The following is a 20,974-nucleotide window of genomic DNA, read 5'->3' on the forward strand; positions in this document are numbered from 1 at the left end:
ATTGATATGGATTTGGGTATCGTCGGCAAACGGGCGCTGGTATGGGGTGGTAGCCGTGGGCTGGGTAAAGCCGTTGGCCGTCAACTGGCGCAGGAGGGCGTGCAGGTCACGCTGTTAGCGCGCACCGAGGTTGCGTTGCGTCAGGCGCAGGATGAAATAGAACAGGCGGTCGGCGTACGCCCGCAGGCAGTGGTGGCGGACATTACTCGTGACGAAGGACGGCTGGCGGCGCTGGCAGTCTGCCCGCAGCCGGACATTCTCATCAACAACGCCAGCGGCCCTGCACCGGGCGATTTTCGTCACTGGACGCGCCAGCACTGGCTGGAGGCGCTCGACGGCATGATGCTTGGCCCGATCGAAATGATGCGTTTGACGGTGGATGGGATGCGTCAACGCGGCTTCGGGCGCATCGTTAACATCACCTCCCGCAGCGTCAAGATCCCGCAACTGGAGCTGGGACTATCGAACAGTGCCCGTTCGGGGCTGACTGGTTTTGTCGCCGGGCTATCCCGCACGGTAGTACGTGACAATGTCACTATTAACAATATTCTGCCGGGCATCTTCGATACCGACGGCCAGTGGCAGCACATTCAGTCGCTGGTGGCGCAGACCGGCAAATCCTATGAGCAACTGCATCAGGAGCGGGCCGCGGCCAACCCGGCCGGGCGCTATGGGCAGCCGGAAGAATTCGGCGCCGTTTGTGCGTTCCTGTGCTCGCAACAGGCCGCGTTTATCACCGGGCAGAATTGGCTGATCGATGGCGGCAGTTATCCCGGCACCTTTTAACCGTTGCGCCCGCCGTCGGCAGGCGCAGATCAGGGGGAGTACAACATGGCCGACGATATGGCCGACTATGAACAGACGCTGCGGCAGATGGTTCCGGCGCTAACCGAGATCCGCCGACATATTCATCAGCATCCGGAAATCGGGTTTGAGGAGTTTGGCACCGCGGCGTTGGTGGCGGAGAAATTGCACGAGTGGGGGCTGGAGGTGACCACCGGCATCGGCGGTACCGGCGTGGTGGGGACGCTGCGCGGGAAACAGCCGGGCGAGGGGGTGATCGGTCTGCGCGCCGATATGGACGCGCTGCGTCTGCAAGAGAAAACCGGCCTGCCGTATGCCTCGGCATACGACGGCAAGATGCACGCCTGTGGTCATGACGGCCACACCGCCATGTTGCTGGGCGCGGCGTGGCTGCTGTCCCGTCATCCAGATTTTGCCGGGACGGTACATTTTATCTTCCAGCCTGCTGAAGAGGGGCTGGGCGGCGCACGGGAGATGCTCAACGATGGTCTGCTGAGTCGCTTCCCGTGCCAGTACCTGTTCGGATTGCATAATAAACCCGGCATCGCCGCAGGGCATTTTTCGTTGTGCAGCGGGCCGATGCTGTGCGCCAGCGACAGCTGGCGGGTGGTATTCCGCGGCACTGGCGGCCATGGTGGTTCCGGCGCGCACCTGTCGATTGACCCGACGTTGCCCGCCGCGCAGTTTGTGCTGGCGTTGCAGACGGTAGTCAGCCGCAATGTTCCGGCGATGGAAGCGGCGGTATTGAGCGTCGGACATATCGGCGGCGGCGATCCGCTGGCACCCAACGTGATCCCCGACCACGTTACCGTGACCGGTACCGGGCGTAGCTACTCACCGGCTATCCGCGAGTTGCTGGCCAAACGGCTGACCGCCCTGGCGCAGCACAGCGCGCAGGCGTTCGGCGCGACGGCGGAGGTTGATTATGAATTTCAGTATCCGGTGCTGGTTAATCAACAGGAGATGGCAGGGCGTGCACGGCAGGCCGCTGAGCGGGTCGCTGGTGCGCACGCGGTCAATGGCGAGATGACGCCGTTGCTGGGGGCGGAGGATTTCGCTTATCTGCTGGAGCAGCGCCCCGGCGCATTCATCATGGTGGGCAATGGCACCGACGATGATGCGCACGGCAGGCCGCTGCATACCCCGCATTACGATTTCAACGATGCATTAATCCCGGTCGGGGTGCGTTATTGGGTGGAGCTGGTGCGTCAGGAACTGCCGCTCACAGGAGGTATTGCATGAAGGTGATGGTGCTTGGCGCGGGCGTGGTGGGGGTCACCAGCGCCTGGTATTTGCATCAACAAGGGTTTGAGGTTGAGGTGATCGACCGCCAGCCCGGTCCGGCGCTGGAGGCCAGTTTCGCCAACGCAGGCGGTGTGTGTCCCGGTTTCGCCGGTCCCTGGGCATCGCCCGGTATGTTGCTCAAGGCATTCCGCTGGTTGTTTGTGCCGCAGGCGCCGCTCAAATGGCGCCCGGCGCTTAGCCCGGCGCAGTGGCTGTGGCTGTGGCGCTTCGCCCGCAACTGCAGACTGGATGCCTACCGCACCAACAAAAGCCGGATGCAGCGTATCGCCCACTACAGCCAGCAGTGTCTGCACCAACTGCGCAATGAATTGGGGCTGGATTACGCTCAATCGTCGCTGGGGGTGCTGCAACTGTTCGGCAACGAACAGGAACTGGCGATGGCGCATCATGCGTCGCAGGTGTTGACGCAGTTCGGCGTCAATCACCGACTGGTTGACCGTCAGGCGGTGACGCAGATCGAACCGGCGCTCTTGCAGGCGAACGCGCCGCTGACCGGTGGTCTCTATCTGCCGGACGACGAAGCGGGCGACTGCGCGCTATTTACCCGGCGCCTGGCGGCGGTGTTGCAGCAGCGCGGCGTGCGTTTCCATTTCAATACCCCGATTGAACGCCTGCGGGCGAGCGATGATCGGCGGCGGGTGACCGGCGTGGAAACCCCTGTCGGTGTGCTAACGGCGGATGCGGTGGTGGTGGCGTTGGGATGCGCGTCGGTGCCTTTGCTGAGTCAGGTGGGTATCCGCTTGCCGATTTATCCGGTGAAAGGGTACTCGGTGACACTGCCGATCACCGACGATGCTGCCGCACCGCGGGTGTGCGTGATGTACGAGCATCATAAGGTGATGATCGCCCGTCTGGGGAACCAGTTGCGGGCAGCGGGGATTGCCGAAATTTCGGATTTCAGTACTCAGCCGGACGCGAAAAAAAGCGCCTTTGTGGCGAGTGTGGCGCAGCGGCTGTTTCCGGGGGTGGGCGACTATCAGACAGCACAGCGTTGGTGTGGCCTGCGCCCAATGACGCCGGACGGCCCCGGCTATGTGGGCGCTACGCCGATAGCCGGTTTGTTTCTGGCCTGCGGGCAGGGTTCCAATGGCTGGACGCAGGCAGCAGGCGTCGGGCGTATCGTCGCGGATGTGGTAGCTGGCAGAACGCCGGATATCGATCTGGATGGACTGACGCTGGCGTATCGTTAACCGACGGGCCGGGGAGAGCAACCCCGATGTGTCGGGGGGATGGATTCACTATAAAGGGGCGGCAAAAAGGACCATCAATGAGTACAGCAGCCAAAGAAAAAGAGGGGGATGTCCGGCAACGCATCCTGCAGGAAGCGATAACGCGTTTCGCCCACAAGGGCAGCGACCTGACCACAGTGCGGGAGATTACCGAAGCGACGCAGGTCAACATCGCCGCTATCAACTACCACTTCGGTTCCAAAGACGGGTTGTTGCAGGCGGTGTTGGATGCCGTGCTACAACCGCTGAACGCCGAGCGCGACCGGTTGCTGGACGAAGCGGAGCGGCGGTGGGGCGATTCGCCGCCGCTGTCGGCGCTGCTGGATGCCCTGTTGCGGCCGCTGGTGCAAAGCGCACGCACGCCGGACGGTGGCCGTGTCGCGGTACGGCTGTTGCAGCACCTGCGCGCCACGCCGCAGGGCGAGGTATCGCTGTTGCTGTCGGACCGTTTTGATGGTACCGCCCACCGTTTTATTCAGGCGTTCGTCCGGGCGGTGCCACATATTTCGCGCGCCGAGGCTATCTGGCGCTATGAGTTTGCCCGCGGCGGCGCCATGCATGTGCTGGCGGACGTCGATCCGCGCTCTGGTCGTTTGTCGTTGTTATCGCAGGGATTGTGCGACAGCAACGACGACGAGCAGGTGCTGCGGCAATTGTTACGGTTCGTCAGCACGGGCTTTGCCGCGCCATCGGTGGATTCCGAGCCGGACGAATAACCGTTTTTTATGACAACCACATTTCATCAGACAGGAATGGCTATGAGCAGAGAAAAAATTGAAGGGTCTTTTGTCGCGCTGATTACACCGTTTAACGACAATGGCAGCGTGGATTTCGGCGCATTTGAAACCCTGTTGCAGTTTCAGGAGCAAAACGGCACCGCGGCGGTGTTGATTATGGGGTCTACCGGCGAAGTGTCGATGCTCTCTCCGGAAGAGCGCCGGGAAATCATTCGTCGTACCGCCGGTTTTAACAGCGGCAAGATGAAGATCTTTTTCGGTTGTACCGGCAACAATACCGATACCACCATCGACTATGTGCGCTTTGCCAAAGACAACGGGGCCGATGGTGCCATCATCGCGGCGCCTGCCTATATTTGCGCCAGCGAAAGCGATATCGAGCACTATTTTCTGGAGATCGCCGACGCCACCGACCTGCCGCTCGGTATCTATAACAATCCGCCGCGAGTGAAGACCGACCTGCACTGGACATCGCTGCTGCGTATATTCAAGCATCCGAATTACGTGATCCATAAAGAATCCACCACCCGTGTTGGCCAGGTGGCGCAAGTGTTGGCGGGCAACCCGGACGTGTCAGTAATGTGCTGCGATTCGCCCAACCTTGGTCTGGTGGTACCCACGATGTCGCTGGGTGGTCACGGTACCGCCAACATGACCGGTAACATCGCACCGGCGGAACTGGCGGCGATTTCCAGACCGTGGCGCGAGGCGGGTGACGCTGAACGTTTCCGCGACGCGTACCAGCATCTGTTGCCACTGCTGCACTACACCTATTCCGCCATTAACCCGGTTGCGGTGAAATCGCTGATGAAGGCGGTCGGCCTGCCTGCGGGCAGCCTGCGCCGCCCGCTGCGCGACCTGGACGGCGACGCGCTGGAGCGTGGGGTGCGCATTGTGGCGGAACTGGGGCTGCGTGAAAAATACGGATTTCGCTGACTAACAGCAACCGGGGCATAGCCCCGGTTTTTTTGTCTGTAGAACGTTTACACCGTCAGTTGGCGACACCGATTAGGTTTCGATAAACGTCTGGTACCACTGTCTGATCTGTTCAGTGACAGTGCGGTTCGCCGCTTCAAACTCCCGCCCATCCAGCCTACGTACTGGCGTAATGCCGGCCAGCGTGCCGGTGACAAAGGCTTCATCGGCAGTCATCGCTTCTGCCAGCGTGAAATCATCCACCCGTACCGTCAGTGCCCGCCATGATTAGCTTAATTTAATGAGTTAGAACGACTCCCAGTCATCTTTGCTGCCAGCGACAACAGGCGTTTTCTTCACCGCAGCGGTTTTGGTGGACGTTTTCATTGCGGGTTTGCCCAGCATCAATGATGGTTTAGCGCTGATAGCGGCGTGCTGGCTTACCTGAGGCGTGGAGCCGTCATGGCTCAGACGGAACATGGATACCGCCTGTTCCAGGATTTGCGCCTGTTCTTCCAGCGAGTTAGCGGCAGCGGAAGATTCTTCCACCAGCGCGGCGTTTTGCTGGGTGGTGGCGTCCATTTCCGTGATTGCGGTGGAGATTTGGTTGATGCCGCGGCTTTGCTCGTCGGAGGCAGAGGCAATCTCCCCCATAATGTCATGTACATGGGTGATTGAGCGGATAATGTCGTCCATGGTTTTACCCGCATTTTCCACCAGAGCGGAACCGGTGTTTACCCTGGTGACGGATTCGCCGATCAGCGTTTCGATCTCTTTGGCGGCCTGGGCGCTACGTTGGGCCAGACTGCGTACTTCACCGGCCACGACCGCAAAGCCACGGCCTTGCTCACCTGCGCGGGCGGCTTCTACTGCGGCGTTGAGCGCCAGAATGTTGGTCTGAAAAGCAATGCCGTTGATGACTGTGGTTATCTCAGAAATACGTCGTGAACTGACGGCGATCTCATTCATGGTACTGACTACGTCGGTGACGATTTCACCGCCACGGGTCGCATTTGTCGAGGCATCGGCAGCCAGCTGCGAGGCGTGATGCGCATTGTCGGCGTTTTGCTTCACCGTTGAGGTTAACTGTTCCATGCTGGCGGCGGTTTCCACCACGGCGGCAGACTGTTGTTCGGTACGGGAGGACAGGTCAGTGTTGCCGGCGGCGATTTCCGAAGCGGCTGACGCCACGTTGCTTACGCCTTCACGAATCTCGGCGATCATTTCGCGCAGTTTATGGTTCATGGCTGCCATCGCTGACATCAGCATACCCAGTTCATCGCGGCGAACGGCTTTGATGGAGGCAGTCAGGTCACCTTGCGCAATACGTTCAGCCAGTGACAGGCTCTGGTGTAACGGGCGGGTAATCTGCAGCGTGATGCGCCATGACATCAATACCCCGATAACGATAATCACCAGCCCCGTCAACAGTAATTGCCATTGAGAACCGAGAGTGATGCTTTGAATCAGCGGCAGCTGTCGTTGATACAAGTTTTCGGATGTCTCGTTCATGACAGCCGCAGCCTCTGACATTGTCTTGGTGGCTGCTTTCTCACCCTGAACAGCTTTCATGTAATCATCAATATAACCGTTGTAAGCGGAGAAAAACTGTAAGGCTTGGTTCAGTGGACCTTGCTGTTCGGAGGTGAATTTGGGTAATGCCTGGCTGAACAGACTTTTCATGTTGCCAAGCGCGGTGCGAAGAGTGGTTTCGGACTGTTGGGATGGATTCACCAATAATTCATGTGCCAAATCACGGACCTCGGAAAGCTGTTCTGAGAGGGTGGCAAACTCTGTCCTTAATTCCGGTGTCAGGGTCTTGCTGTTCAACTGTGAACGTAATGCATTGATTTCATTGGTACTATTGTTACGGTTTAGCTTTTGTGATGCGGCGTCCCGCTGCTGGCTGGCTTGGATCAAGGCTTCACGTGCAGGGAGGTAGTTTTTATAGGCATCGCTAAGCTGTTTCAGTAATTTCTGTGATTCTGGCTGCCAGTGCAGTTGCTGGGCCTGATTCAGCGTCTGTCCTACTTTTGTCATCAGGTCGCCGACCTTATTAATAGAGGCGTAGTCATGCGTATACTGAAAATTGAGTCGGGCGCGTCTGGCTTCATTGAGGTTATTATTAATATTGTTGCTAACGATGGCTTTCTGGACGTAACTGTCAATATCACGAAAACCATTCACTCCCGATAGTGTAATAAAGGCAGACATCAGTAAAATGAGTCCGAAACCGATTGCCAGCTTGATGCCGACTTTCAGATTATCATAAGCAGTAAAAATTTTATTCATTATAGGATTCCTGTGGTGCTAATTGTGTTGGCGATGCAAGATCAACAGAGGGAAACCATCTGTTAACGTCCTTGTTGTTTCTCAAGATAGTATTTTTTTTCAGCGATGGAGAAATGCATGTGAATGCTATCACATATTTTTAAAATATAAATAGCATGTAACATAATGGAATAACGAGATGTTTACTTTTTTATTCCATATTCTTTATTGTTTGGTTTTTTTATTCTGCTTATAACTTGTTAAATAATTTCGTGTATTAGTTATGAAAAGCAGTTAGGTCATCTTGTCTGGCCTTTTTTCAAAAAATTATTCTAAGATAGCCTGACTAAGTCATATTTTTTCATTCTATAAGTGAGGCAAAAAATAATGTTCTGCTCTCTCTTATTTGTCAGAAAATATTCGTCAACAAATCACGTTTGCGGTAGTCAAATATCGTCACATAATAGGAATTCATGACGCGACTCATTCTGAGGCTGGCTATTTGGTGGGAACAGGGGGAAGTGGTTTTCGGTTGTGCATTTGTCGGACGCCAGTATGGGTTAATACGTTAGCGAACCGGTATTCTGCGCTGCTTTTCAACAGCGCAGAAGCGAGTTATGCATCAGACGCCGGGGAGAGCGCATCCGCCGTGTCGGTCGTGGTTGGCAGATGAATGACCGATTCGAAACTGCGCAGGCGTTTATAAATCGATATCAGCTCCACGATGGTGGTCCAGGAGTTAATCAGGTACTGGAATGAGCTGCGTACCTGATCGAACACATTAGTGATTTGCGTCATCAGGCCGAGGGTCAGACTGCCTGCGACAATAGATGGCAACAGCATGATGATGCCAAAGATGTTGTCGGTTTGCAGATAAAGCACCCGTGCGATATTAAAGTAGGTGTAGTGGAAGTAGAGGCGGAAATAATTTTTCCGTACGTTGCTAAATAGTTGCTTGACCGTAGGTGGTGTGGCACGGCTGGCATCGTCCTCGCCATACACCAGCTCTTTACGATAGGCGGCTTCCACCCGCTGATTATTGAACCCCAGGCCCGGAAGTTTGATGCCGATCAGCGCCAGCAAACCAGTACCCGCCAGCGACCAGACGAGAGCCGCAATCACCAGACCGTAGGGAATTTCGCCGATTAACGGCAGTGATTTAACATGAGATGAGAGGCTTATCAGCACCGGTAAAAAGGCAATCAGCGTCATCAATGATTTCACCAAATCCACTCCCAGGCTTTCCACTGTAGATGCGAAACGCATGGTGTCTTCCTGAATACGTTGCGCCGCCCCTTCAATGTGGCGCAATGCCTGCCAGTGTGAGGTGTAATAGTCATTCATGGCAGTACGCCAGCGAAAGACGTAGTGGCTGACGAAAAAGAGATTCAACACACCCACGGTTACCGCGGTTAGCGCAATACCAAGGAAGATCAGCAGTTGCTGGTAAAATGCCTGGATGGTTACCGCATTAGGTGTGCTCAGCGCTCTTTGGATCAGATCGTAAAAAGGGACGTACCAGTCGTTGATTGCGACCCCGACCTCTACCGAGAAATAGGTAACGAAAATGATCAACGAGGTGCCAAGAATTGACCAGCGCTGCCAGGGATGCGGATGTAGCCATACCCAGACGCCAGCGAATAGCCCCACACACAGCAGGTAGTAGCCATAGAACCACAGAAAAGCGGGTGACAGAAACCGAATCGCGCCTTGTGGTAGCGGCTGACTGATGTGCAGCAGGTTATCACCCAGCGGGCGCCCCCAGCTATACCAGATGACGACCGCCACCAGCGACCAGATCAGCGCCGAGGAAAAAAACAATTTGGGGTTAGGAAAGAACGACTTGAACATAAACGCACTTTTTTCCGTAAAATTTATCCATAAAGCAGGTTAACTGCTTTAACAGCAAAATAGTTAATCCAGCCGCAGGATTATATTGAAACGATTTTTGACTGTGGTGTGGTTTTCTTTACGCAGCAGAGAATGTCATGCCAATCACAGCAACAGCGGCTGTCGTCATCCGAATGGCATAACCTGGCGGGGCGACATTGATCAGCGGTGTAGTCGTGATATTTACGTGACGATGTCACTTTTGTGGTATCAACGTCATAGTGGGTCGATACCACATGCAAACATGTTGCTCTATTCCAATCGATTACCGGGGTCAGCCTTGTTGCGAAGGTCAATGTGGCCTGCGACGTTAATCGACAGGTAGGATTCCAGTTCGGTGAATGACAACACCGGCACGTGATGAAATTCGTCTTGCAGCAGAATACGCAGCGGACTGCGCAGGTCTTGCGCCACCAGAATGAGCGATGATGACGGAATTATCGCCGGGAATATGTGGCGCAACTGGTTGTGTAACGTGGTGCTGTAGCGTGAAGGCAGTGCACGGAAGGTTTTACTTTGCGTCTGGAGTAACTCGTCACGTAGGAGTTCTTCGGTTTCCAGCGTCAGCAGCCAGGCGGTGAGTTGATTCCCCTGACTATACTGGCGGCAAATCTGGGTTTTTAGTTGCAACCGCACGTAGTCGGTGAGGGCGTTGATGTCGCGCTCATGCTGACCGATGTCGATCAGCGCTTGTGCGATCACCTGTATTGAACGCAGCGGCACCCGCTCCGATGCCAATCGTTGCAGCACGCTGGCGAAGCGCGATAGCGGCATGGTGCGCTGTAATTCATCCGCCAGTGTAGGGTGTTCATCTTCCAGCCAGACGAGGATCGATGTGGTTTCCTGCAGGCCAATAAACTTTGCGCCGCTGCGATGAATGGCATTCTCCATGCGACTAAGGATTAGCGCGTTTGGACTCCAGGCATCCAGTTCCGGTTGTTGTAACAACGGGTGTTCTGGCGTCAGCCACAACAGGCCTTGTTCATCGCGGGCAGGCAGCCCGGCAATGATACTGGCGTCCTGCGTATCTTCCGGCAATTGTCTGCGTGGCACGGCCAGCAACGGCACGCCGAAGCTGGCTCGCAACTGCGGAATTTCGTACACGCAGAAGCGGAACTCATCTTCCGGCACGTTGGCGTTGAACTCAATATCGAACGATGGCAGCGTAAAGCCAAATTGATACATCAGTTGGTGGCGCAGGTGGAGAATATCCTGTACCAGCACCGCTACCGCCTCCGAACCCTGCCATACGGTATGGAACTGCAACAGGTAGGCACGCGCCGGGTTAAAACGGCGTAGATCCTGAGTGCCGTGTGGTTCGGCGGGCTGGTTATTGCTCGCCTGCCGTGAATTCTGTAATTGATTCGATTTTTCCCACCACATCTGGAACATGCCGTTGCTGAACAAAGCCAGGCTGATGAGCAGTAGCATCAGTGCGGGTATGCCGGGTAACAGTGCGGCCATCAGAGCACCCAGCGATAAGATAATCCACGTTTTAGGCTGGTGGGCCAGTTGCCTGATGAGTTCACGGCCAATGTTGAACGTTGTTTTCTGTCTGTCGGCTGCGGCATAGATGATGATAAGCCCCGCGGTTAGTGACGTCAGCAGCGCCGAAATCTGTACGATCAGACCTTCGCCGATGGTCAGCGCCAGAGAGATGTGTAGGGCATGACCAGCAGCCATGCCGTGTTGCAGTACATCGAGGGTGAAACCACCCATGATGTTGATGAATATGATCGCCAGACCGACAATCGCTTCTCCTTTAACGAGCTTCATCGCCCCTCTCATCGCACCAAACAGTTGGCTCTCATTACCGATGCTTTGCCGCCGCTGACCCGTTTGTTGGGAGCCGAACAGCCCGGAGTGCACGCCGCTGTCGATATACATTGGCGTGCCGGAGGTTTCATCCAGCATCAAGCGTGCCGCCATTTCCGCTACATGATCCGACCTTTTGGTAATGACCAGAAAGTTCACTAGCGTCAGAATCAGAAAGAGCAGCAGACCGACTGTCAGGCTATCGCGTACTGCAATATGACCCACGGCTTTTACCATCTGACCCGCGTCCTGTTGCAGCAGGATATGGCGGGTGATGGCGATGGACAGTGACAGCCGAAACAAGGTGGTCAGCAGTACCAGTGCCGGGAATATGGCGAAAGCCAACGGTTTGGCGAGGTAGATTGCCAGTCCGGCCAGCAGTAACGACATAACCATGTTAAGTGCAATCAGCATGTCGGTCAGGCTGGCCGACAGGGGAAAGAGCATCATGAGCATGATCGCTATGACAATCACGATACCTGCCGCCTCGGCGCGCTGCATGGCATTTATGATAAAGCGGTTAAGCCAGGTAATGAGTACAGCCATTGGTTACCTCTGATTCCTGGCTCGTTTGTTTATCGACCTGGTTTCATTCATCAACCTGGTTTCGTCCATCGATGTAGTTTTATACATTGACGTAGTTTTATACATTGATGCAGTTTTATCCATCAATGTAGCCTCAACCATTAATGCAGCTTCATCCAATGCAGCGTTATCGTTGGCGCTAAGATGGATCAATCGTAGGGATTGTTTGATTGCGCTCAACGTGGTGTTGAGCGCAAAAGAAACATTGTTGAGTAAAATATCGTGTGAAATCATGGTACTTGTCCTGCCTGAAGCATCCCGTTGCTTTAATCGTGTACGGTTATGTGGCATGACTTGGAAACGAGTTCCCATTAAATGACGTAAGTCAGTAATAGATAAATGGTTGTTATTATTTTTTAAGAAATCATTTGATTGATTCCTTATGCAAGAGTTTGCAATTCAGGCTGAGTTTTATCTGCAACAAGTGGCACGAAAACCCATTTCATTACTAAATAAATCATTTAATAACATTAAGTTAATTGATTTTAATTGACTGGTACGCCCTTTGCTCTCTCGGATGCGTCAATGCGTGCGTAACAATGGAAAGTTAATGAAATGGAAACGATTACACTGAAACAAATAAAAACGTCTCAACCTCAAACGCCTGCCAATACTGTGAACTGGGAGCAAGTTTTTCGCCTGCATGGCAAGCGATTGCAAAATTTCATTCGCAAGCGCGTATCGAACCGTGAGGATGTGGAAGATTTACAGCAGATGACCTATCTGGAGGTGCTGAAAAACCGTGAAAAGTTCGCTGGCACTTCACGCCCGGAAACCTGGGTATTTGGTATTGCTCTGAATTTGGTGCGCAACCACTTCAGGCAGGTCCGTCATCGTTTTCGTGAAATCAGCGATGATACGCCCGAAGTGGCGGAAATCCTGTCGATGGACATCGATCTCTGTCGTATGACGGAGTGTGAACATGCGCTAAGCCGTACGCTGACAGCCAGTGCGCACCTGCCAGAGGAAACGCGTAAAATATTAATGATGCTGTTGGATGCGGATATCAGTTACCAGGATATCGCCGATCAGCTCAACATTCCTATTGGCACTGTACGTTCGCGTCTCTCCCGCGCCAGGGGGTATCTAAGACAAGTCATTGATGTATAAGATTAATCTCCGTGCGGTAACGGGCATGGGGTTCGCTTATTATTGCCATGCCTTGTGAGGGCCTCTCCCCTGGGCTGATGGAGGTGAAGGAACCTGCCAGTCAGTATCAGGCTGCAAACCGCCACCGTGCGTCGTGGCTGGGCAGCCTAACCGGGCCGCAGGTCACTTTCCCCGAAGGTGCTCCCTGCGGCTTTCCTTTCGCTGTCGGTTCCCGGTTTTCGGGAGCTGACAGGCTTAGCGATAGCAAGGAGATGGCCATGTTATATACCCCTACTTCCCCACAACCCTACCATCTGGATGATGTACCGCCGCTGGCGCTGGTGGATTTCGCTTTTAGCCGGATCAAGGATGCCATTTATATTGTCAACGATGTGGCGCAGTTTTGTTATGTGAATGACGAAGCTTGCCGCATGTTGGGCTACAGTCGCCGTGAATTTCGTCGTATGCGGGTGCAGGACATAACGCCCGACTGGAAAAAAGAAGAGACGAATCGTCACTGGTATGATCCGCATTGCGGGAAAAGTGAACTGACGGTTGAAACCCGGCATAAGACCCGTCTTGGCATCGTGTTACCGGTAGAAGTCAGTGTGAATCATTTCCTGCATAAAAGACGAAAATACAGTATGTGCGTAGTCAGGGATATTCGGGAACGCCAACATATCGAACAATTAGCCTATGCCCGCGAGCAGGAGTTCAGGACGCTGGCGGAAAATATACCGGCTCTAATCATACGCTTTGATCCACAGCTCAATTGCCTGTATGCCAACCCTGCCACATTGGCGTACCTGCGTTTTACCGCTGAGCAGGTGTATGGGCGTCAACTGACGGATTTACTGCCGCACTCCCGCTGTGTTGTGCACATTCTTCAGCGGGTACAACAGGTGGCAGACTCGAAAAAGAGCATTGAAGATGAGCTGGAGGAAGAGAGCGACGCGGCAGCGATGCATCACCGGAGGAGTTATCATCTCCGCTGTGTACCGGAATTTGACCAGAACGGTAGCCTGACGTCGATCCTCGCTGTTGGGCACGATATCACGGTCATTCGCTATACTGAAAAAAAGCGTGAGGACGCTCAAATGCGTTTGCTGGCGCGTCAGCGTGAACTCTCTCGTGAAGAAGAACGTAAACACATCGCCAGAGAGATCCATGACGAGTTGGGACAGCTCCTGACATCAATGCGTATGAGCCTGTCGCTGATGTGTATGCAGTTCACCCGTGACAACCCGCCAACGCTAACGCAACTACAGAACCTGATGGCGTTGTCCGATAAGACCATTCAGGTGGTGCGACAGGTGGCCACCCGGTTACGCCCCAATGTGCTGAATATGGGGTTAACGCCGGCGCTGGAATGGCTGCGCGATGACTTTATCCGGCAATACGGCTGCCCGTGCCTGCTGCGAACACCCGCGTCGGAAGTGGTGCTGAATGACGAATGCGCTACGGCGGCATTCCGGGTAGTACAAGAGTCGCTCACCAATATTGCCCGTTATGCCGAAGCGACACAGGTCGTGATTGCCCTGGAAAACCGCGAAGGCGTGATCGTGCTGAGCGTGTGCGACAACGGTAAAGGATTTGACACCCAAAACGGTAAACCTCATACCTTTGGCCTGATGAGCATGAAAGAGCGGGGTCGAATGCTGGGCGGTGAAGTAATAATAGAAAGCCAGCCGGGAGCCGGTACGCTGGTTCGGCTGACGTTTCCGCAGGAGACTGCTGCGTAGAATAGTTTTCTATGGAGAGTATAAAAACACGAATGGACAGACTAATAAAACTGATGATCGCCGACGATCATGTGATTATGCGCGAAGGATTAAAGCAAATCTTTTCATTAGACGAAAATCTGGAGGTGGTGGCTGAAGCGGGTACCGGTTCGCAGGTGCTGGCGCAACTTAGGGAGCATCAGATCGATTTATTGCTGCTGGACATGAGTATGCCGGGTATTTGCGGCGAAGAGCTGATTATGCGTATCGTGGCGCAGTATCCGCGTTTGCCCATTCTGGTGTTGAGCATGTATAGCGAACCGCAAATCGCCCTGCGGGTGCTGAAAAGTGGGGCGCTTGGCTATATTGCCAAAGATAAGGACCCGGAAGCGTTATTGTCGGCTATTCGACGGGTGGCGCAGGGAGGGCGCTACATTGACCACAATATTGCCGAGCAGATTGTGTTTGCAGATTGCCAGACCCGTGGCGGCGGTCGTCGTGAACTGCTGACCTCACGGGAACACCAAATCATGGTGATGCTGGCTCAGGGATTAGGGGTCAACACCATTGCTGAAACACTGGCCATCAGCAATAAAACCGTTAGCACCCATAAATCGCGGTTAATGGAGAAAATGCAGTTCACTACGAATGCCGACATTGTGAAGTATGCACTAAGCCAGCGTTTAATCGCCTGATTAATCGATTGTTGTCCGCCCTCTGTCATGACCTTGCGTCAATACCATGCCATGACGGAGGGGGACTCCCTCACCTTTCATTACCGGCATTATTACCCACATCATCGTACCTGTTGGTGCAGGGAGTAGGATTATTCCTACTTTTTGCTCTGAAATTCCTACTATAACTTCAGCGGTTGGCTGATGGTTTGTTTGGCTGTTGGCAGTAATGCTTACGCACACCATCAATGCGTTGTTAAAACGCTCAAATTTATCGCAATTGACCGTTACGACATCGTCAAAATGACGGTGATGGGTGTCAAATCAGGGTCGTTGCCAACATTTTGCTCGGTTCTGTATAGGTTATGCCCTGACAGTTTGAGAATGGAATACAGAAAAAAGTACAGGAGTTGTCATGACGATAAGGAATAACAATGAACCCTCGCAGTCACATCATTGTGTCTCCCATGAGTCCTTGTTAACCCTTCCGCAGGAAGCGGAAGATATACACGGATCGCTATCTTCTCTCATCCACACTATCGCCCCCCTTAATGTTGATATCGTACTGGAGGGTGAAACCGGCACCGGCAAAGATACGCTGGCGAGCCGCATTCATCAGCTTTCCGGTTGCGCCGGCCCGCTGGTGGCGGTGAACTGTGCCGCTGTACCGGAAACGCTGGCAGAAAGTGAGTTGTTTGGCGTGGTATCCGGGGCTTATACCGGCGCCAGCCGCTCCCGCGCCGGGTATCTTGAAACCGCTGATAAAGGCATTCTGTTTTTGGATGAAATAGACAGTATGCCGCTGACGCTACAGGCCAAATTGCTGCGGGTGTTGGAAAGTCGCGGTATCGAACGTTTAGGCAGTACTCAATTTAAACCGGTGGATATGCGGGTGATTGTCGCTACACAAACGCCGTTGCGAAAATTGGTGGAAGAGGGGCGTTTTCGGCGTGATCTCTACTTCCGACTGGACACGGTAAAAATTCAGTTGCCGACGTTACGTTCGCGTACGGAGATCATTCTGCCGTTATTTCAGCGCTTTTTGCATGAAGCCGCCGCCCGCCTGAAACGACCATTGCCGAAGGTATCCGCGACCATTCAGGAACAACTATTGATGCATAGCTGGCCTGGCAACATTCGTGAACTCAAAGCCGCTGCCGAACGCTGGGTGCTGGGATTGTCGCCCGTGCCAATGGCGGTTGATGGTGGTGAAACAGAAAGCGATGCGCCGCTGACATCGCTGAAGATGCGGTTGCGCCGCATTGAGCGCTTCCTGATTCAGGATGCGTTGCAGCGTAACGATCATTGTATCGATACGGTGGTCAATGAACTGGGGATTCCCAAACGTACGCTTTATCATCGCATCAAGTTGCTGAATGTGGCGGCGCGCGGGCTGTAATTTATCGAATGGTGTGTTATTGCCGACGAATTGTTTGTTATTACCAGGGAAAAGTGAATATCTTCCGTCATGGCCTTACGCCACTTCTGGCTGATATTTATCAAAGAAGAAAGGATGCATGATGGCAGCCATTTGCGCGAATTGGCTTCAGGGATTTAACGTGTGCGGTCTGAAAACAGTTGCCTTAAAACAGTTGCCTTAAAACATTGCCCGTTGGCGATATTGCCAGCCTGTGTGGCGCTCATGCGTTGACAAAGGAGTGAAAGGCGTGAATAGCCGTGAATTGTAAGCCAGTATTGGCACAAAATAGTTTACTAACTAAACTATTTAGCGGTAAGTTATCAATTCTGAACATTATCGATATCAGGGAGTGAGAGCATGTTGGGCAGACGGTGTTTAAAACTGGTGGCGGGTTTGGCTGTGCAGGAAGCAGAATTGATCCGGATTGGGCAATGTCAGGAATATCAGGACCAGGCCGCCGTGGGTGAAAAATCCCGGCTACAGGTGGATGCAATGACTCAGGCTCTCAACATCGCCCCCAGGGCTGAATGCTATCCGGCACTGTTGCGTGAACTGCTGCGTACGCAGGGTGGAGAAGGGCGTGGCACGCTGTTTTGTCACCCTGAGCGTCAGGCTGATGTCTCCGCCTGGTTAGCCCAGCACAGCCACCTTGGCTGGACATTGAACAATGACAATGCCCTGGCACAGGATACCCTGAAACTGATCACCGAACAGGGCGTGATGACCCTGAGCTGGCAACGGGTGGTAACACATCGTCTGACGAAGACGGAAACGTTATCGTTAAATTGAGTTGATTGATGATAGCGTGAGAAGCCTGCAATATATCGTTACTAAAGCATAACTAATACTACCGATAACCTCAGTCAGTGACACTTATGTCACAGAATGTCTGTATCTTCCCGCATGTTGCTGCACTATTACTGTAAGAGTGTTGCACGATTCCATGGCTGTGCCCGACAACGATGCTTCGGGCCTGCCTTTGGCATATATCTATACTCTTAATGGAATAGTCAAATGGTCAATAACAGAACATACACCTTATCAATGAGGTCAATGGCGAAGGCGATAATGTTGCTGCTCGGCACAGGGGTGTTAAGTTCATGCGCCCACCATGGTTATTCGCATGAATGCCAAAATATTGATAGCTTGCTGAAATCCCACGGCATTACTGATTCACCAACCGGGCTACCCACACCGGATGAAAGTTTTGAGCAATGGAAAGCCGAGGTGCGTCAGGATGCCCTTTCTCAGGGGATTACGGCTGACACCTTTGATAACGCGTTTGCCGGCCTGACTCCGGATAGTGATGTAGTGGCGGCCACGCAAAAACAGCCAGAGTTAGTCACGCCGGTGTGGACCTATATTGAACAACGGGTGACGCCAGATAACATTGCGCAAGGGAAAACGTTGCTTAATCAATACGCGAAGGTGGCGGCGCGTATCGATCAGCGCTATCAGGTAGAGCCGCCCTTGCTGTTTGCCTTCCTCTCCATTGAAAGTAACTATGGTGCCAACACCGGTAATAAAGCGGCCATCCGCTCACTTGCCACGTTGGATTACTACAATTACCGTCGGGCGTTTAACCGGCAGAATCTGATTGCGGCGTTACGTATGATTCAAAATGGCGATGCACAACCACAGCAAATAAAAGGTTCCTGGGCTGGCGCAATGGGAATGCCTCAGTTCATGCCGACGTCTTACCTGCAATACGCCGTGGATTTTGATGGCGATCACCGCCCCGATATCTGGACGTCGTTCCCCGATACGCTGGCGTCGGTGGCGAACTATATGCAGAAGGCCAAATGGAAAGCGGGCGTACCCTGGGGATTTGAAGTGAATCTGCCCACTGATTTTGATTATTCGCTTTCCGGTATGGATAACCAGAAAACCATCGCTGACTGGCAGGCGCTGGGGGTAAAAGCCGCAGTGCCCAGAGATCTGGCATCGCTGTCTGCTGAAAATGCCTCAATACTGCTGCCGGTCGGGAAGAATGGCCCGGCGTTTCTGGTAACCGGCAATTACCGCGCCATCCTGCGTTATAACAACTATATGTCTTATGCGTTGACCGTTGGCTTGCTGTCGGATAACTATCAACGCGATACGCCGGTGCTCAAGCCCTGGCCGCGTCAGGAAACGCCGTTAACACGCAAAGAACGCGAGGCGCTGCAAATCCTGTTACAGGAAAAGCAGCTTTATCAGGGAGCAATCGACGGCAACATTGGCCCAGAGACGACGCGGGCGATTCGTGCTTACCAGCAGCAGCAGGGGCTACCGGCGGATGGGTATCCCGATCATGCCTTGCTTGACAGGCTGCGTTGTCGTTAACGCCGGCATTTAGCCTGTGGTCACAATATCGTGCGCCGTTTTTACCAGCAGTTCGACGCACGATGTCTGATGCGCTCTACCATGCCGCTTTCGCGGCGGCATTCACCTGAATTCCCCATGCTCTGCATGTTTCCATATTTTTCTCCGTCTGGGGGATTGCCCGAAAAGTCAGCTATGTAAAATGAAGCGTGGCGCAGATATTTCACAGCAGGAGGATTTAAAAAGTAAACAACCGTTAAATTCGATGAGGATGTGATTTCTCCTTGGTTACATTTTATTTCATTACATCACTCTGTGTTATTAGTTATTTTTAGGTTTTATTTTTATGTGATTAACATTTTTAGTTTTAAATCAATGAATTAATCGTTATTTTATTAGGAGGTTATGTCAGCTGAATTGTAAGTTTTTGTATTGTTTTTGAAATGATTTCACATTATTATTCCGCCGATTTTTTTACCTTTTGTTTCTATTACATGGATGTGCATGATGCCTGTCAGCAGCAGGAAAATTGGCCTGATCGCTTGTTTTTCCCTCATCGGTTATACCACCTCTGCGTTTTCTGCGTCGTTGAGTCCGGCGGAACGAAATGACATTCAGCAACGCCAATCGGAAGTGATTGAGCAATCTCGCCAGCAGCGAGAAGCGTTGCAGCAATTAAACGATATCGTGCAGACGCCATTAAAAGCGGATAACGCGCCGCACGGTCCCTGCTTTACCCTGCACGAGATTCACTTTAATCACAGCACGCTATTACGCCCACGTGACCAGGCGGCGCTGACCGCGGGTTACCTTAATCGTTGTAATAATCTCGAACAGATCAACCAACTGGTGCATGACGTCAGCAACTGGTATATCCAGCGTGGCTATATCACCAGTCGGGCATTTTTGAGCGAACAGGATCTATCCGGCGGCGTGTTGCAACTGGAGATCCTCGAAGGTCGGTTGGAAACGATCACCATCAATAACCATACCGAACGCATGACCCGTACCGCGTTTCCGGCACGGGAAGGGGAGATCCTGAATCTGCGCGATATCGAACAAGGTATGGAGCAGATGAACCGTATGCCGTCTCAACAGGTCACGATTGAGATCCTGCCGGGCAGCAAGCCGGGATATTCGGTGGTTAACCTGACCCGCGAAGCTCACCTGCCGTTTAGCGTCGGCCTTACCTTTGATAACAGCGGCCAAAAAAGCACCGGTGAAGAGCAACTCAATGGCAGCCTGACATTAGATAACCTGTTCGGTTTTGCCGACCAGTGGTTTATCAGCGGTGGTCACAGCAGCCGTTTTGCCACCAGCCACGATGCCGAAAGCCTGCAAGCAGGTTTCTCCATACCCTATGGTTACTGGAATCTGGGTTACAGTTATTCCCAAAGTCGTTATCGCAATACCTTCATCAACCGCGATTTTCCCTGGCGTTCTACCGGTAACAGCGATACCCATCGGCTATCGTTGTCTCGCGTGGTGTTCCGCAACGGCACGATGAAAACCGCTATTGCCGGTACGCTCAGCCAGCGCACCGGCAATAACTACCTCAATGGCGCGTTTTTACCATCCAGCAGCCGCAAGCTGAGCAACGTCTCGCTTGGCGTCAATCACAGCCAGAAATTGTGGGGCGGACTGATGACCTTCAACCCTGCCTATAGCAGAGGGGTTCGTTGGTTTGGGGCGGAAACGGATGCGGACAACAGTGCGGATGAACCGCTGGCAGAGTTCAATAAATGGACGCTGTCGGCCAGTTATTATCGTCCCATAAGTGACAGTGTCACTTATCTTGGCAGTGTATACGGCCAATACTCGGCCCGTGCGCTTTACGGCAGCGAACAACTAACGCTGGGCGGGGAATCTTCCGTGCGCGGATTCCGCGAACAATACACCTCCGGCAATAGGGGGGCCTATTGGCGTAACGAACTGAATTGGCAGGTATGGCAGTTACCGGTGTTGGGCAACGTCACCTTCATGGCGGCTGTTGATGGGGGTCACCTCTATAACCATAAACAGGATGACGCGACGGCGGCCTCATTATGGGGGGGCGCCGTCGGCGCGACCGTTGCCAACCGCTGGCTGAGCCAACAGGTGACGGTAGGATGGCCGATCTCCTACCCGTCATGGTTGCAACCCGACACCATGGTGGTGGGTTATCGGGTGGGACTGTCGTTTTAACATGCGCAACGTATAACCACTATTTTCACTT

General features: G+C 53.3%; 16 protein-coding genes and 1 pseudogene. 12 read left to right on the forward strand and 5 right to left on the reverse strand.

What is annotated here, in order from left to right:
• Positions 1–6 precede the first annotated feature (6 nt).
• The 5 genes from Dpoa569_RS08665 to Dpoa569_RS08685 all read left to right on the forward strand — a co-directional run bounded on the left by Dpoa569_RS08665 (position 7) and on the right by Dpoa569_RS08685 (position 5,011).
• On the forward strand, positions 7–786 hold the full coding sequence (locus Dpoa569_RS08665) for an SDR family oxidoreductase (RefSeq protein ID WP_042870797.1): 780 nt from the start codon (positions 7–9) through the stop codon (positions 784–786).
• Positions 787–843: 57 nt separating this feature from the next.
• On the forward strand, positions 844–2,046 hold the full coding sequence (locus Dpoa569_RS08670; RefSeq protein ID WP_042873926.1) for an amidohydrolase: 1,203 nt from the start codon (positions 844–846) through the stop codon (positions 2,044–2,046).
• Entirely contained in the window at positions 2,043–3,299 is a 1,257-nt protein-coding gene (locus tag Dpoa569_RS08675; protein ID WP_042870795.1) for a D-amino acid dehydrogenase, read from the forward strand. The genes Dpoa569_RS08670 and Dpoa569_RS08675 overlap by 4 nt, the downstream gene beginning before the upstream one ends.
• Positions 3,300–3,376: 77 nt before the next feature.
• Positions 3,377–4,054, forward strand: coding sequence for a TetR/AcrR family transcriptional regulator (locus Dpoa569_RS08680; protein ID WP_042870794.1), 678 nt, complete (start codon positions 3,377–3,379; stop codon positions 4,052–4,054).
• A 42-nt stretch (positions 4,055–4,096) separates the two neighbouring features.
• A complete protein-coding gene (locus Dpoa569_RS08685) occupies positions 4,097–5,011 on the forward strand; it encodes a 4-hydroxy-tetrahydrodipicolinate synthase family protein (RefSeq protein WP_042870790.1) in 915 nt (304 codons plus the stop codon).
• 72 nt (positions 5,012–5,083) lie between these two features.
• On the opposite strand, the pseudogene Dpoa569_RS08690 reads toward Dpoa569_RS08685, so the two are convergent.
• The 5 genes and pseudogenes from Dpoa569_RS08690 to Dpoa569_RS08710 form a co-directional block, all read right to left on the reverse strand.
• Positions 5,084–5,266: pseudogene (locus Dpoa569_RS08690) on the reverse strand (aminotransferase class IV); the annotation flags it as partial.
• A gap of 30 nt (positions 5,267–5,296) precedes the next feature.
• Positions 5,297–7,282 (reverse strand): methyl-accepting chemotaxis protein, encoded by a 1,986-nt coding sequence (locus Dpoa569_RS08695; RefSeq protein ID WP_042870788.1) that lies wholly within the window; start codon positions 7,280–7,282, stop codon positions 5,297–5,299.
• 594 nt (positions 7,283–7,876) lie between these two features.
• The gene (sbmA, locus tag Dpoa569_RS08700; protein WP_042870786.1) at positions 7,877–9,112 is read right to left on the reverse strand and encodes a peptide antibiotic transporter SbmA; all 1,236 of its coding nucleotides are present in this window, start codon (positions 9,110–9,112) and stop codon (positions 7,877–7,879) included.
• 291 nt (positions 9,113–9,403) lie between these two features.
• Positions 9,404–11,512 carry an FHIPEP family type III secretion protein gene (locus tag Dpoa569_RS08705; protein ID WP_042870783.1) on the reverse strand — a complete coding sequence of 703 codons (2,109 nt, stop codon included), beginning with the start codon at positions 11,510–11,512 and terminating at the stop codon, positions 9,404–9,406.
• A gap of 3 nt (positions 11,513–11,515) precedes the next feature.
• Positions 11,516–11,785, reverse strand: coding sequence for a hypothetical protein (locus tag Dpoa569_RS08710; RefSeq protein WP_042870780.1), 270 nt, complete (start codon positions 11,783–11,785; stop codon positions 11,516–11,518).
• 321 nt (positions 11,786–12,106) lie between these two features.
• Between Dpoa569_RS08710 and Dpoa569_RS08715 the strand changes: the two genes are divergently transcribed.
• From Dpoa569_RS08715 to Dpoa569_RS08745, 7 genes are all read left to right on the forward strand, one after another.
• The gene (locus tag Dpoa569_RS08715; protein WP_042870779.1) at positions 12,107–12,661 is read left to right on the forward strand and encodes an RNA polymerase sigma factor; all 555 of its coding nucleotides are present in this window, start codon (positions 12,107–12,109) and stop codon (positions 12,659–12,661) included.
• Between the two features lie 257 nt (positions 12,662–12,918).
• The gene (locus Dpoa569_RS08720) at positions 12,919–14,382 is read left to right on the forward strand and encodes a PAS domain-containing sensor histidine kinase (RefSeq protein ID WP_042870777.1); all 1,464 of its coding nucleotides are present in this window, start codon (positions 12,919–12,921) and stop codon (positions 14,380–14,382) included.
• A 32-nt stretch (positions 14,383–14,414) separates the two neighbouring features.
• Entirely contained in the window at positions 14,415–15,056 is a 642-nt protein-coding gene (locus Dpoa569_RS08725) for a response regulator transcription factor (RefSeq protein WP_042870775.1), read from the forward strand.
• 394 nt (positions 15,057–15,450) lie between these two features.
• Entirely contained in the window at positions 15,451–16,434 is a 984-nt protein-coding gene (locus Dpoa569_RS08730) for a sigma 54-interacting transcriptional regulator (protein ID WP_042870773.1), read from the forward strand.
• A gap of 378 nt (positions 16,435–16,812) precedes the next feature.
• Complete coding sequence (locus Dpoa569_RS08735; RefSeq protein WP_042870772.1) at positions 16,813–17,244, forward strand: HrpE/YscL family type III secretion apparatus protein; 432 nt, start codon at positions 16,813–16,815, stop codon at positions 17,242–17,244.
• A 225-nt stretch (positions 17,245–17,469) separates the two neighbouring features.
• Positions 17,470–18,780 (forward strand): lytic murein transglycosylase, encoded by a 1,311-nt coding sequence (locus Dpoa569_RS08740; protein WP_042870770.1) that lies wholly within the window; start codon positions 17,470–17,472, stop codon positions 18,778–18,780.
• 486 nt (positions 18,781–19,266) lie between these two features.
• Positions 19,267–20,943, forward strand: a complete 1,677-nt coding sequence (locus Dpoa569_RS08745; protein ID WP_042870768.1) for a ShlB/FhaC/HecB family hemolysin secretion/activation protein — start codon at positions 19,267–19,269, stop codon at positions 20,941–20,943.
• Positions 20,944–20,974 lie beyond the last annotated feature (31 nt).

Source organism: Dickeya poaceiphila (genome assembly GCF_007858975.2).
In the GTDB taxonomy this organism is placed as follows: domain Bacteria; phylum Pseudomonadota; class Gammaproteobacteria; order Enterobacterales; family Enterobacteriaceae; genus Dickeya; species Dickeya poaceiphila.